Source organism: Xanthobacter flavus, assembly GCF_017875275.1.
In the GTDB taxonomy this organism is placed as follows: domain Bacteria; phylum Pseudomonadota; class Alphaproteobacteria; order Rhizobiales; family Xanthobacteraceae; genus Xanthobacter; species Xanthobacter flavus_A.
This window is the reverse complement of sequence record NZ_JAGGML010000001.1, coordinates 241,192-253,426: the sequence shown is the minus strand read 5'-3', so window position 1 is coordinate 253,426 and position 12,235 is coordinate 241,192. Positions and strand designations below refer to the sequence as shown.

The 12,235-nt window shown below is 66.0% G+C and carries 19 protein-coding genes and 2 pseudogenes; 16 read left to right on the top strand and 5 right to left on the bottom strand.

Going from position 1 to position 12,235, the window contains the following annotated elements; genetic code table 11:
* Position 1: 1 nt before the first annotated feature.
* On the bottom strand, positions 2 to 280 hold the full coding sequence (locus J2126_RS01265; protein ID WP_138399103.1) for a metal/formaldehyde-sensitive transcriptional repressor: 279 nt from the start codon (positions 278 to 280) through the stop codon (positions 2 to 4).
* A 178-nt stretch (positions 281 to 458) separates the two neighbouring features.
* Here J2126_RS01265 and J2126_RS01260 point away from each other — a divergent pair, with 178 nt between their 5' ends.
* Genes J2126_RS01260 through J2126_RS01250 form a run of 3 tightly spaced genes read left to right on the top strand, consistent with a single transcriptional unit; the run spans position 459 to position 1,822 of the window.
* Positions 459 to 668, top strand: a complete 210-nt coding sequence (locus tag J2126_RS01260; RefSeq protein ID WP_149578544.1) for an SHOCT domain-containing protein — start codon at positions 459 to 461, stop codon at positions 666 to 668.
* A gap of 32 nt (positions 669 to 700) precedes the next feature.
* The gene (locus J2126_RS01255) at positions 701 to 1,390 is read left to right on the top strand and encodes a c-type cytochrome (RefSeq protein ID WP_245327175.1); all 690 of its coding nucleotides are present in this window, start codon (positions 701 to 703) and stop codon (positions 1,388 to 1,390) included.
* A gap of 45 nt (positions 1,391 to 1,435) precedes the next feature.
* On the top strand, positions 1,436 to 1,822 hold the full coding sequence (locus J2126_RS01250) for a DUF302 domain-containing protein (RefSeq protein ID WP_149578546.1): 387 nt from the start codon (positions 1,436 to 1,438) through the stop codon (positions 1,820 to 1,822).
* Positions 1,823 to 2,178: 356 nt separating this feature from the next.
* Here J2126_RS01250 and J2126_RS01245 read toward each other — a convergent pair whose 3' ends face one another.
* The 3 genes and pseudogenes from J2126_RS01245 to J2126_RS25895 all read right to left on the bottom strand — a co-directional run.
* Positions 2,179 to 2,478 carry a DUF736 domain-containing protein gene (locus tag J2126_RS01245; RefSeq protein WP_149578558.1) on the bottom strand — a complete coding sequence of 100 codons (300 nt, stop codon included), beginning with the start codon at positions 2,476 to 2,478 and terminating at the stop codon, positions 2,179 to 2,181.
* 436 nt (positions 2,479 to 2,914) lie between these two features.
* Positions 2,915 to 3,277: a tyrosine-type recombinase/integrase gene (locus J2126_RS25900; protein ID WP_408068511.1), complete on the bottom strand. Its 363-nt coding sequence runs from the start codon at positions 3,275 to 3,277 to the stop codon at positions 2,915 to 2,917.
* A gap of 55 nt (positions 3,278 to 3,332) precedes the next feature.
* Positions 3,333 to 3,830 (bottom strand): annotated as a pseudogene (locus J2126_RS25895) (tyrosine-type recombinase/integrase); the annotation flags it as partial.
* A gap of 143 nt (positions 3,831 to 3,973) precedes the next feature.
* Here J2126_RS25895 and J2126_RS01230 point away from each other — a divergent pair.
* The gene (locus J2126_RS01230) at positions 3,974 to 4,273 is read left to right on the top strand and encodes a DUF736 domain-containing protein (protein WP_149578558.1); all 300 of its coding nucleotides are present in this window, start codon (positions 3,974 to 3,976) and stop codon (positions 4,271 to 4,273) included.
* A gap of 161 nt (positions 4,274 to 4,434) precedes the next feature.
* Positions 4,435 to 4,611: pseudogene (locus J2126_RS01225) on the top strand (DUF736 domain-containing protein); the annotation flags it as partial.
* Positions 4,612 to 4,682: 71 nt separating this feature from the next.
* Here J2126_RS01225 and J2126_RS01220 read toward each other — a convergent pair.
* Positions 4,683 to 4,931, bottom strand: a complete 249-nt coding sequence (locus J2126_RS01220) for a helix-turn-helix domain-containing protein (protein ID WP_209483283.1) — start codon at positions 4,929 to 4,931, stop codon at positions 4,683 to 4,685.
* 134 nt (positions 4,932 to 5,065) lie between these two features.
* Here J2126_RS01220 and J2126_RS01215 point away from each other — a divergent pair, with 134 nt between their 5' ends.
* The 11 genes from J2126_RS01215 (at position 5,066) to J2126_RS01170 (ending at position 11,891) form a co-directional block, all read left to right on the top strand.
* Positions 5,066 to 5,326 carry a DNA -binding domain-containing protein gene (locus J2126_RS01215; protein ID WP_209483281.1) on the top strand — a complete coding sequence of 87 codons (261 nt, stop codon included), beginning with the start codon at positions 5,066 to 5,068 and terminating at the stop codon, positions 5,324 to 5,326.
* A gap of 112 nt (positions 5,327 to 5,438) precedes the next feature.
* Complete coding sequence (locus J2126_RS25160; protein WP_348634206.1) at positions 5,439 to 5,798, top strand: transcriptional regulator domain-containing protein; 360 nt, start codon at positions 5,439 to 5,441, stop codon at positions 5,796 to 5,798.
* Positions 5,764 to 6,222 carry a DUF2285 domain-containing protein gene (locus J2126_RS01210; RefSeq protein WP_245327173.1) on the top strand — a complete coding sequence of 153 codons (459 nt, stop codon included), beginning with the start codon at positions 5,764 to 5,766 and terminating at the stop codon, positions 6,220 to 6,222. The genes J2126_RS25160 and J2126_RS01210 overlap by 35 nt, the downstream gene beginning before the upstream one ends.
* Positions 6,223 to 6,362: 140 nt before the next feature.
* Complete coding sequence (locus J2126_RS01205) at positions 6,363 to 6,644, top strand: helix-turn-helix transcriptional regulator (protein ID WP_149578527.1); 282 nt, start codon at positions 6,363 to 6,365, stop codon at positions 6,642 to 6,644.
* A gap of 15 nt (positions 6,645 to 6,659) precedes the next feature.
* The gene (locus J2126_RS01200) at positions 6,660 to 7,814 is read left to right on the top strand and encodes a replication initiator protein A (RefSeq protein WP_149578526.1); all 1,155 of its coding nucleotides are present in this window, start codon (positions 6,660 to 6,662) and stop codon (positions 7,812 to 7,814) included.
* Positions 7,811 to 8,464: a ParA family partition ATPase gene (gene parA / locus J2126_RS01195; RefSeq protein ID WP_149578525.1), complete on the top strand. Its 654-nt coding sequence runs from the start codon at positions 7,811 to 7,813 to the stop codon at positions 8,462 to 8,464. The genes J2126_RS01200 and parA overlap by 4 nt, the downstream gene beginning before the upstream one ends.
* Entirely contained in the window at positions 8,461 to 8,712 is a 252-nt protein-coding gene (locus J2126_RS01190; RefSeq protein WP_149578524.1) for a hypothetical protein, read from the top strand. The genes parA and J2126_RS01190 overlap by 4 nt, the downstream gene beginning before the upstream one ends.
* The gene (locus J2126_RS01185) at positions 8,709 to 9,239 is read left to right on the top strand and encodes a DUF2840 domain-containing protein (protein WP_373878253.1); all 531 of its coding nucleotides are present in this window, start codon (positions 8,709 to 8,711) and stop codon (positions 9,237 to 9,239) included. Before J2126_RS01190 ends, J2126_RS01185 begins: the two co-directional genes overlap by 4 nt.
* Positions 9,236 to 9,781 carry a S26 family signal peptidase gene (locus J2126_RS01180; protein ID WP_149578523.1) on the top strand — a complete coding sequence of 182 codons (546 nt, stop codon included), beginning with the start codon at positions 9,236 to 9,238 and terminating at the stop codon, positions 9,779 to 9,781. The genes J2126_RS01185 and J2126_RS01180 overlap by 4 nt, the downstream gene beginning before the upstream one ends.
* A gap of 96 nt (positions 9,782 to 9,877) precedes the next feature.
* The gene (locus tag J2126_RS01175) at positions 9,878 to 10,612 is read left to right on the top strand and encodes a lytic transglycosylase domain-containing protein (protein ID WP_149578529.1); all 735 of its coding nucleotides are present in this window, start codon (positions 9,878 to 9,880) and stop codon (positions 10,610 to 10,612) included.
* Positions 10,613 to 10,802: 190 nt separating this feature from the next.
* Positions 10,803 to 11,891, top strand: a complete 1,089-nt coding sequence (locus tag J2126_RS01170) for an IS110 family transposase (protein WP_012112611.1) — start codon at positions 10,803 to 10,805, stop codon at positions 11,889 to 11,891.
* The last annotated feature ends 344 nt before the right edge of the window (positions 11,892 to 12,235 follow it).

The following is a 12,235-nucleotide window of genomic DNA, read 5'->3' as shown; positions in this document are numbered from 1 at the left end:
ATCACTTGAGGTAGGTGCGGACGACCTCGATCAGGTCGGCGGCGCCTTTGGCACGCTCGGGGTCCGGCTCGGCGTCCGGGTTCACCACGTGATGGCGGATGTGGTCCTCCATCAGCTCCGCCGTCAGTCCGTTGATGGCGCCGCGCATGGAGGCGACCAGCATCAACACGTCGGTGCAGCCGATCTCGGCTTCCAGCGCGCGCTCCACGGCTTCGGCCTGCCCCTTGATTCGGCGGATGCGGGCGAGAAGCTTGGTCTTGTGCTTGATCGTGTGTGCCATCACGGGTTTATAATATAGGGGGGTACCCTATATAAATCGTTCCTTTCGCTCGGCGGCAGGGCCAAATACGGGAACTTGCGGAACCGGCCGCGGACATCGGGGCGGACGGGCTTTTGGCAATCTGCGCAATGACCCCGATGTGGTGGAACGGCCCTCGGGCTGATAGACATAGCTGGGGATGGATGCCGACGGCATCCTCTCCTTTTTGTTGCTGGTGCTTCTGACAGTTGGGATCGTTGCGCTTGTCCTCTCCTTCTTTGGAGGCGCCGTGCGGATCGGTAACGATCGAAGCCTTTCGCGAGGCCTCGACATTCTCGGTGAGTACTGCGCGAAGGGAGAAATCCAGCGCGACGAATACCTCCAGGAAAAGCGCGACCTCAGCGCCTGATCCGGACCGGGTGACGTCGCGGAGCCATGACAATGAGCAAGATGGCGATCTCATTAGCGGGTGCGATCATTCTCATCGCTGGAGCAGGTTTACTCGCCATGACGGGAGCCTCACGGGGACAATCGGATGGCGCGCGCGCAGGCGACCCGGCGCTAGGAAGCCATGTGGCCGATGCCAAATGCGCCGAGTGCCACGGCGCGGATTGCAATAGCAGCGAATCGCAATTTCCGAAACTGGCGGGTCAAAGTCCGGCTTACCTTTATCGCCAACTCTGGGCCTTCAGGAATGGGACTCGCAGGTCGGACATCATGGCGCCAATCGCGGCAGACCTCGGCGACGCCGACATGGCGAATGCGTCGAGCTTTTATGGCAAGCAGTCGCGCAAGGCGGACGCGGTCAAGGACCAACGCTTGGCGGCGATTGGAGAGCGCATCTTCTTCGCGGGAATGCCCGCTTGCGCCATGTGTCACCGTGCGTCCGGCCAACGCGGCATGCCCGTGACGGGCATGATGGGAGGCGGCATGATGGAGCGGATGCCGATGATGGGCATGATGGCCGACGCTCCCTATCTGAATGGACAGCATGCGGCATATATCGTCGATCAATTGGATCGCTTCGCGAGTGGCGCGCGTCCGTCGTCGACAATGATGGGCCGTATCGCGGCGGCGCTGAGCGAAGCCGATAAGAGGGCCGTGGCCGAATATCTCTCCGGCCTGCGTTGAACTTTCCTATATTCGCGTCTTGCAAGAACGCCTTGGGAGTGAACCATGAGCTATTATTTCGCCAAAACGCTTGCGCTCGGCTTCGATGACGCCGTGCGGCTGACGACTGAGGCGCTCAAGCGCGAGGGTTTCGGCATCATCACCGAGATCGACGTCAGGGACACTCTCAAGAAGAAGATCAATGTCGATTTCCGTCCCTACCGCATTCTCGGCGCCTGCAACCCGGCGCTTGCCCACGAGGCGCTTGAGATTGAGGACAAGGTAGGCACGATGCTGCCGTGCAACGTCATCGTGCAGGACAAGGGGGACGGCAACACCGAAGTGGCGGCGATCGATCCCGTCGCCTCAATGCAAGCGATCGACAATCCGCGGCTCAAGCAGGCGGCCGAACACGTCCAGGCGAAGCTCAAGAGCGTGATCGGTTCGCTCTGACACGGTTTCGGGCGCATTGCATCCTCATGGGTCGCTCCCGGCGCCTGGATTTATTTAGGCTTACTGGAAAGGGCGCGTCGCCGCATTATCACGTTGAATGCGCGGACTATTCCGCGCAAATGGATGATAGCATCTCGGTTCCAGAGAGATCTTCCTTGCTTCGATTTTCTGCCTTCGGCTTGGCTCTGGTCGCGGCGGATCGTGCAGCGGCGCAGGATTCGGGCAAGAAGACGCCGATCGATACGGCACTGATCGTATAGGTCAATCTGTCGGGCTCGGTCGGCGGGGGTTCTGCTCCGCATAATTGCGAGGGTGGAAGGCGGGCGCCCCGCGGGAAGCGGAGCGCCCGTGGCCGGTCATCGCGACCAGATGAGCTTGTGCTCGCCCTTGTCGCCCTGGACCAGGGAGGCGTAGACCGGCGCCGTGAAGGACGGATCGTCGAGCTTGAGCGAGAGGTATTCGGTGCCCGTCTCGCGGGCGGTCCGGCTCCAGCCGGCGCCGAACTCGACGCCGTTGGCGGTGACGCGATAGTCGGGCGCCTTGTCGGTGTCGCGGTCGCAGGGCTTGATGGTGGCCTTGACGTTGAGGGTGAGGGTCTTGATCGTCCCGGCATAGGCGCCGTTCTCGTCGCGGGTGAAGGTGCCGATCTGAGCCATTGTCATATCTCCTGAGAGTTGCCCGAAGCCGCCCGATGAGGCCTCGATGGCGGTCGAGAGGCGACGGACCGGACGGCTGCACCCCTTGTGGGCCGCAGCGGCAGCGGAGGACGGTGGCAGCCGAGCTTGTTGTCCCGCGAGGAATGACCGCTTGCGGTCAGGGGAAGAAGGTCGGCGGAGCCGTTGCAGGCCAAGGCCGAACCGGCGCCAGACCAGCCCGGAAGAGAGGCCGCCTGGGGGCTTCGCCGCATGATCGGCAGAGATCGACGCAGGCGGTCGGCACCTCATCAGCACGTCGGCGACGCCAGCGCGTCATCCTCCCGCGGTCACCGACGCCAGCCTCCGAGCCAACGACACATGCCCCGCCCGATACGGCACAGACCGTGTCGAACACGATGCCGGTGCAGGACCGGGGCGATTGGGCGAGAGAGCCGCTTCAGGTGCGGACCCGTTCCGATCCGGCCGGTGCCTCCAGGTCCGAGAGCAAGGAAGCGATCAGCGCATCCGGTGCCTTGAACCGGCCGCGCCTGAGCTCCGGCGGGATGACCGCCTCGATCGCTTCCAGCTTTTCAGAGGGGTCCATGCGGAGATAGGCCTCCGTCGTGCGGATGTCGGCATGACCAAGCCACAGGGCAACCTTCCGGATGTCGTGGGTGGCCTGCAGCATGACGACCGCGCAGCTGTGCCGGAGCTGATGTGGCGAGACGCTCCGACCACGCAGCGATGAGCAGGTCTCGGCCGCTGCGCAGCATGGACGTCGCGGCGGAGTGGCGCAGAACGTGGGCGCCGCGATGGACACTTTTGACGCCGGCCCGGTCGAGGGCGCGGCGCACGATGCACTTCACGGCGATCCGGCTCAGCTGGCGGACAGGCGCCGTGTCCGTCAGGAACACCCGCGTCGTCGCGATCCGTGGCCGCGCCCGCTCGATATAGGCGAGGATGGCGTCCCCGATCTCCTGGGTCAGCGGCAGGCGCTCCTCACGCCGCGCCTTGCCAGCAAGGGTTATGCGGCCTGTCACCCAGTCGATCTCATCGAAGTCGAGGTTGGCGACTTCGCTGGCCCTGAGGCCCAGTCGGGCCAGGAGCAGGATGGCCGGTCCGAACGCGGCCACGGTCTGTGCCGTATCGGGCGGGGCATGTGTCGTTGGCTCGGAGGCTGGCGTCGGTGACCGCGGGAGGATGACGCGCTGGCGTCGCCGACGTGCTGATGAGGTGCCGACCGCCTGCGTCGATCTCTGCCGATCATGCGGCGAAGCCCCCAGGCGGCCTCTCTTCCGGGCTGGTCTGGCGCCGGTTCGGCCTTGGCCTGCAACGGCTCCGCCGACCTTCTTCCCCTGACCGCAAGCGGTCATTCCTCGCGGGACAACAAGCTCGGCTGCCACCGTCCTCCGCTGCCGCTGCGGCCCACAAGGGGTGCAGCCGTCCGGTCCGTCGCCTCTCGACCGCCATCGAGGCCTCATCGGGCGGCTTCGGGCAACTCTCAGGAGATATGACAATGGCTCAGATCGGCACCTTCACCCGCGACGAGAACGGCGCCTATGCCGGGACGATCAAGACCCTCACCCTCAACGTCAAGGCCACCATCAAGCCCTGCGACCGCGACACCGACAAGGCGCCCGACTATCGCGTCACCGCCAACGGCGTCGAGTTCGGCGCCGGCTGGAGCCGGACCGCCCGCGAGACGGGCACCGAATACCTCTCGCTCAAGCTCGACGATCCGTCCTTCACGGCGCCGGTCTACGCCTCCCTGGTCCAGGGCGACAAGGGCGAGCACAAGCTCATCTGGTCGCGATGACCGGCCACGGGCGCTCCGCTTCCCGCGGGGCGCCCGCCTTCCACCCTCGCAATTATGCGGAGCAGAACCCCCGCCGAAACCGGCGGCAACACAGACCTCACAGGCCAGCGCTCCGCATAATCCCGCTCTCCGCATAATCGACGTTATGTGGAGCTCCACATAAGATCGAGATCGGCGCCGCCTGGTCCAAGCGCTCCGGCAAAGGCCGCGACTATCTGGGCCTCAAGCTCGACGATCCGAGCTTCAACGCCCCGATCTACGCCAACCTCTTCGACGACGAGGATAGCGACACCTTCTCGCTGATCTGGTCTCGCCCGAGCGGGCGCCGCGGCGAGTGAGCCGCACAAGGCCCCGGCCGGTTCCGGCCGGGGCTTCCACACCCAGGTGGATCAGCTCGATCGAGGGTGCTTCACACTTCCGGATCTTCCAGATCGGCAGGCGATTCAGCCGCGGGTCTCTTCAGCAGTTCAGCAGCATCGAGATCGAGGGCAGAGGCCAGCCGGTCCAAGACGTCAATGCTGGCGTGATACACGCAGCGCTCCAACGAACTGATGTAGGTGCGATCGATCCCGGCGCGGTGGGCGAGCTCTTCCTGCGACAGGCCTTTGGCGCGCCTTGCAGCCCTCAAATTCCGGGCGAACACCTCTCTGATCTCCATGATCGAGAGAGCATCGCCTTGATGAGTATTTGACCACGGAGTATTCTCGACAAAAACTGGCGCAGCAGCGGCGTCATTGAAAGGCGTGTAGGGTTGGGGAAAGAACCTGATATCGGGAAGGGCAGCAGGAAGACATGGTGACCGACGCGTTTGCAGACACCGTCCCAATCGCTCCCGAGCTCACCGACTACGACCGGGCGCACATCAAGCTCTATGCGCGCCTTTTGGACGCCACGGCGGATGGCGCCGGCTGGGAGGAGATCGCCTCGGTGCTGTTCGGCATCGACGCGGCTCGGGAGCCCGAACGCGCCCGTCATGTCCATGACAGCCATCTGGCCCGGGCCCGATGGGTGGCCTCCAGCGGCTACAAGGACCTCCTCAGCCGTGCTGTCTGACGTTGCGGCCCGTTCGCAGGGGTGATGCCGCGGCCGCATCACGCGATGCTCCCCAGCCGGCTTCCCCCAATACCCTCAATCCCTGATTGTCCTCACTCGACACGCACCCTTGATGCGGAGACGAGTGATGAAGCCCGATACATCGCGCTGGCGAGAGGATGCCAGCTACGTCTATTTCGACACGCTATCGGTGGAGGGCCTCGCCTGGGAATGCCTACGCCGAGACGAGACCTACCAGGACCACTACCACTCCCTCGTAGAGGCCGGCTCAGACGCCGACCCGCTCCCCCGGGAGGTGGAGCAGCGCTGGGGGCTGCGATTTCGCCGCGCGGCCATCTCTCTCCGCTGTGGAACAGAACGTCCCGTGGTCGCCGGTTGTCGATCCGGCCATCGTGCTTCTGGCCCAGCAGCCCGCGTTTCTTCCGGGCGCGCCCAGCATGTCGTTCGATGGCATGGTTGCGCCGCGCGATAGCACCGAGGGACGATACTGGGTCCATGGTCCGGCACGCCACGCCGCGCAGGTGCTGCTGCTAGCTGGGACTCGCCCCGATGCGCCGCTGGCGGCATTGGTTCCGCTGGATGCGGACACGATAGGGCGGATGGAAGCGCTGACCCGCTTCTGGCGTGCTGTCGAGGGTCGGCCGGCGATCCCCGACACCCGCATCACCGCGCAGCAGCGTGGCCGGCTGCGCACCATGATGCTGGCGGCCGATGGTCGGGCGAACGGCGCCAGCTATCGCGACATCGCCATCTTCCTTTACAGCCACAAGCGCGTGGCATCCGAGCCCTGGAAAACCTCGGCGCTGCGCGACAAGGTCATCGGCCTCGTCAAAGGCGGCCTCGCCATGATCGGCGGCGGCTATCTCAGGCTCCTGCGTCATCGCAGAAGACCATAGCCGCATCGTCGGCATCCTGAGGGTGGGGATTTTCGCCCCCCTCAACTTCCCCATCCCCCTCGACGGCTGCCCTTCGCCACCGTGATCGCCATCCGCCGCTGATGACCAGCGGCCCGAGATCGCCCACGGAGGTTCGATCCATGCGACCCGACGCTGTCCCGCTGCCGCCACGCTACTTGCGCACCAAGGAAGCCGCCGTCTTCCTCAGCCTCTCGCCCCGCACGCTCGAGAAGCACCGCACCTACGGAACCGGACCCGGCTATCGCAAGCTCGGCGGACGCGTCGTCTATGCCATCGAGGACCTGCAGGCCTGGGTCGCCCGTGGCGCCGTCACCTCCACCTCCGATCCGCGCGGCTGCGTGCTGCCGGCCAAGCGCCACGCCCTGCCCGGCGTTGTCGAGCCCCACCGTTTCGCACGCTGATCGGAACCCTTCTCCATGGCGGCGCGGCATCGCTCCCAGCCGGAGCGCGGACAGCTCGATCTGTTCCGCGCGCTTCCCGGCGCGTTCGCGCCACGGGATGCGCAGGATCTCATGGCCTATCCCTTCTTCTCCCTCTCCAAGACCCATCGTATCGCGCCCATCGATTTTGCCGCCGGCGATGTCTCCATCCGGGTCGAGGCCGTGCCTGACCACGGCATGGCGACCATCTGGGACGCCGACATCCTGATCTGGGCGGCGAGCCAGATCGTGGAGGCCCGCGACGCTGGCCTGCGCACGTCGCGCTTCATGGTCGCCACCCCCTATGAGATCCTCAGGTTCGTGGGGCGCGGCACCTCGCTGCGGGACTACCAGCGCCTGAAGGCGGCGCTCGACCGGCTGCAATCCACAACCGTGTCCACCTCGATCCGCCAGCGGGCCGAGGGACGGCGCCATCGCTTCTCCTGGATCAACGAGTGGAAGGAGCGCACCGACCGGGATGGCAGACCCGCGGGAATCGAGCTCATCGTTCCTGACTGGTTCTATTGCGCCATTCTCGAAGATGCCCTCGTTCTCACCATCGACCGGGCCTATTTCGACCTGACGGGCGGGCTCGACCGCTGGCTCTACCGGCTGGTGCGCAAGCACGGCGGCCGCCAGCACAACGGCTGGCGCTTCGACTTCCGCCACCTGCACCTCAAGTCCGGTAGCCTCTCGCCGTTCAAGCGCTTCGCCTTCGAGCTGCGGGACATCATCCGCCGCCAGCCGCTGCCCGGCTACACCCTGTTTCTGGAGTGTGACGCGGGTGCGCGCACGCTGCTCGCCTTCGAGCCGGCCTGTGGACAACCTGTGAATCCCTTCGTGCCATCGGGAACCCGGTGCCACGTGCCATCAGGAACCGGCCCCTCGTGCTTTCAGGAACCGAAACAGGGGTTAACCCTAAGCCCGAAAACGCAAAATCGCGCTCTTAACTTAGACTCTAACATAGAGTCTAACTTTAAAAGGCGCGCGGGCGATGTGGATAACCGCGCTCAGCCGGCCCAAAAAGCTGCCCATCTGCGCACCTCTAAGGATGAGGGTCTTCCGTCTTTCCGTAAAGACGGATTTCAGGCGCCAGAACCTCTTCCCGTAGCCGATCTGCCTCCCGCGAACGCATCGGGAGGCCGTCGATGATCGTCGCGCTGCTCAATCAGAAGGGCGGAGTCGGCAAGACGACGCTTGCCCTGCACCTTGCCGGCGCCTGGGCGAGCCGCGGCCGGCGCGTGACCCTCATCGATGCGGACCCTCAGGGCTCGGCCCTCGACTGGTCGCAGCAGCGCAGCCGCGAGGGCTTGCCGCGCCTGTTCGGCGTCGTCGGCCTCGCCCGTGACACGCTGCACCGGGAGGCCCCCGAGCTGGCGCGGGATGCCGACCATGTGGTCATCGACGGGCCGCCCCGCGTCGCCGGCCTCATGCGCTCGGCGCTCCTCGCCGCCGACCTCGTGCTGATCCCGGCGCAGCCATCGCCGCTCGATGGCTGGGCCTCCGCGGAGATGCTCGCGCTCCTCAATGAGGCGCGCATTTACCGACCGGCGCTTGCTGCGCGGTTCGTGCTGAACCGCTGCGGTGCCCGCACCGTGCTCGCCCGTGAGACGGCCGAGACGCTGGCGGATCACGATCCGCCCGTGCTCGCGACCACCATTGGCCAGCGCGTCGCCTTCGCCATGTCGGCACAGTCCGGGCGGCTCGTCAGCGAGCTGGACGAACGTGGCCCGGCTGCGCGCGAGATCACGGCGCTGGCGGCGGAGATCGTCGGTCTCGCCGGTTATGGACGCCTACCATGAGCGCACCGCCGACCCGCAAGGGCTTCGCCGCGCGGCCGGCTGATCCGGAGCAGTGGATCAAGGCTGCGGAGGCGAAGACGTCAAATGACGTCACCGGCGGCTTTACCGCGCGGCTCACCATCGACGTCACGCCCGACCTGCGCGGGCGCATCAAGATCGCCGCCTTCGGTCGCGGCCAGACCGTCGCGGACATGCTCCGCGATCTCCTCGCCCGAGAATTTCCCCCGACATCAGGAGAGGCCTCATGATGAGCCCGCCGGTGCCATCCTCTGTTCCCAAACCCATCGCCCCATCACCCGCCGCGCCGACCCCAGACCCGCTCACCCATGTGGAGCTGACCTGGATCGAGAAGCGGATCGAGAACTGGATCCGCTTCGGCCGGCCTGCGCAGGCACAAACTCTCGACCGTAGCCGCCGCATCGTATCGTTTGCGCCGAACTCCATCTTCGCCTTCGTCCGCTGGGCTGCAAACGACTTCGGCACCGTGGTGTCGCGCATCGACATCGTGCGCGCCGTCGCACCCGGCGAGGCCTACCAGACGCTGCCCTTCGTGCGTCCCGGCGGAGAGATCCTGCTGCGCGCCGACGGCTGGCCGAAGGTCGAGAAAGTGCTCCAGCACGTGGATGCCGTCGAGGCCATCGGCGTCAACGGCGCGGATGTCGCCCCCGACCACTGGCGGCACGTCCACAACCGCCTGATCGCCGGCCACATGCCCCGCGCCTACACGACTGAGCGCCATCACGCGTGGCTCAAGCGGCGGGAGTGCGAAGAATGACCCGCTTCGGCTATGTCATGGTGACGTATTTCTCGGTGATGGGGGCGGCGGCGGCCGCCTTTGTTCCGACACCGCTCAAGCTGGTGTGGAACGTCTCCGCCAGCGCGCCCGTCGGGCTCTACGAAATCGAGCCCGCGCGCAGGCTCGATGTCATGGACCTCCTCGCCATCACGCCGCCGGCAGCGCTCGCCCGCTTCCTGGTGGAGCGCGCCTATGTGGGCGCCGGCGTCCCATTGATGAAGCGCGTGGCGGCGCTTCCCGGGCAGGAGGTCTGCCGCAAAGACGGCACCATCACCGTCGATGGCGTGGCTTACGGTGAGGCGCTGGAGCGCGACCGCATGGGACGTCCCCTGCCGGTCTGGCGCGGATGCCGTCGCATCGCCCACGGCGAGCTCTTCCTCATGAACTTCGATGTGCCCGACAGTCTCGATGGGCGGTATTTCGGGCCACTGCCCGCCAGCACCGTGATCGGCCGCGCCGTGCCGCTCTACACCGATGAGGCCGGCGATGGGCACTTCGTCTGGCGTGCGCCGACGCGCTGAGGGCGACCGACCATCTTCACCTTCATCACACGTCGAGAGGCCGTCATGCCGCGGACGAGACTGTTTTTGCGCGCCTGTGATGGCGCGTGCGGACCGATGCGCGTGCTCATTTGCCCTCGTGCGCTGGTCCTTCTTCTCCTTTCCGGAGTGCTCTGCGGCTGGTCAATGACAGCCATGGCGGCGGAAACACGAGGGCCACAAAACCCGCCGTCGTCAAGCGATCGCTACGCCGACTTCATCGCGGAAGCGGTGGAGCGTTTCGACATTCCCGCAGCCTGGATCCGGGCCGTCATGCGCGCCGAAAGCGACGGCGACGCGCGCTCTACCTCGCCAAAAGGCGCCATGGGGCTGATGCAGATCATGCCGCAGACCTGGGCTGAACTGCGTGTCCACTATGGCCTCGGCGACGACCCCTACGACCCGCACGACAACATCATGGCGGGTGCGGCCTACCTGCGGGAGTTGTTCGATCGCTACGGCAATCCTGGCTTCCTCGCCGCCTACAATGCGGGGCCGGGCCGCTACGAGGCCTCTCGGAAGGGACGCCCGCTGCCCCCGGAGACGCGCGCTTACGTCGACAAGTTGGCGCCGGACATCGCGCGCGGCGAAGCCGAACCTTCCGCGCCGAAATCACCCTCTCCGCCGGCGGTCGAGACACCCTCCTGGGCTCAAGCTCCGATCTTCGCCGTGCAGCCAGTGCGCACGTCAGCGGCAGATCCAATGTCAACGGATCATGCTCAGCCGACACCTGACGTGCGCGATATCTCGGCCATCGTTCCGCAGTCTGCTGGCCTGTTCGTCGCCCGTGGCGGCTCTGGAGGCGTGCAATGACCACGACCGGGCTCATTCGCAGATTGGCGGGGCCTCTCGTGTTCAGGCGAGGGGCGGGATGGGAGACGCAGGACACAACCGTCCGATTGCCGCCCGTAATCGGCAGGACGGTTCCCCGCCGAAGAGCGCGCCACCAACAGCTTCGCCGCCCGGTAAAATCTCCCGCGTTACGCAACGCAGGAGGCGGGTGATGGACTTCTTTTGCGGGCTGGACGTGGCCATCGAGGAGACGGCGGTGTGCGTCGTCGATGATCGCGGTGAAGTACATCTGACGGTGAAGGTGGCGACCGAGCCGGAGGCGTTGCTGGCGGTGCTGAAGCCCTTCGTTGGGCGATTGAAGCGTGTCGGCCACGAGGCCGGCTCGCTGTCGCCCTGGCTCCATCCCGAGCTCAAGAAGCTCGGCCTGCCGGCGATCTGCCTGGAGACGCAGCATGTGCGGGCCGCGATGTCGGCCCAGCGCAACAAGACCGACGCAGCGGACGCCCTCGGGATCGCCCACATCATGCGCACAGGCTGGTTCCGCCAGGCGCACGTGAAGACGGAAAGCTGCTACCGGATGCGCCTGCTGCTGACGCATCGACGCAACCTGAAGCGCAAGTTCCTCGATCTCGAGAACGCCATCCGCCACTCGCTGAAGAGCTTCGGGATCAAGCTCGGTGGCACCTCGCGCGGCAAGTTCGACCAGGCGGTGCGGGAGGCGGTGGCCGACGATCCGCTGTCCTGCGAGCTCATGGACGCCATGCTGTCGGCGCGCGCCGCGCTGTGGAAGGAGTATTGCCGGCTGCACGATCTCGTCGTGAAGCTGGTGGCGCAAAGCGAGCTGTGCCGGCGCTTCATGGCGATCCCAGGCGTCGGGCCGGTGACGGCGCTCAGCTTCATGACGGCGATCGACGACCCGTCCCGCTTCCGCCGCTCGCGCGACGTTGCCGCCTATTTCGGGCTGACGTCCAGGCGATGGCAGTCGGGCACATCGATCGACGTGCAGGGGCGTATCTCAAAGGCTGGGGACTCTGATGTGCGCCGCGCGCTCTACGAGGCGGCATCGGGACTGCTGACCCGCTTCAAGGGCAAGGACAAGGTGAAGGCCTGGGGCCAGGAGATCGCCAAGCGCTCCTGCCATCGCAAGGCGTGCGTCGCCGTGGCCCGCAAACTGGCCGTCATCATGCACGCCATGTGGAGCGACGGCACCTTCTATCTCGGCGATCCGGCAGCGAGCACTGCCGACGCCGCGCAGCGGGCGCACACCAAGGATCGCAAGCTCCTGGGAGCCCACCGATGAGCAACTTGCTGACACGAGACATGCAGCGCGCCCGCAACTGACGGACGCCATTCTGAACATGGAGATCCGCCCTCGGCGGATGAGGACCGATGCAGACCAGGACCGACGGAACGCACGTTATCTTGCCTGCGGCTGTGCCGATCGGAAGACGGCCGGACCGCGCTCGATTGCCTGTGACGATGCTCCGTCAATCCGATGGAAAAGTGCGCCGCGACGGTTCGAGCGCTGCCGACGTGCAGCCGGAACACCCCGTCGCAGAGCGCGGAGGAGTGCAAGGCGCATCGGAACTCGAAGCCCGCGAGCGGAGGCGTGCCGTGGCGAACAGCATAGTATATTCTCGCATC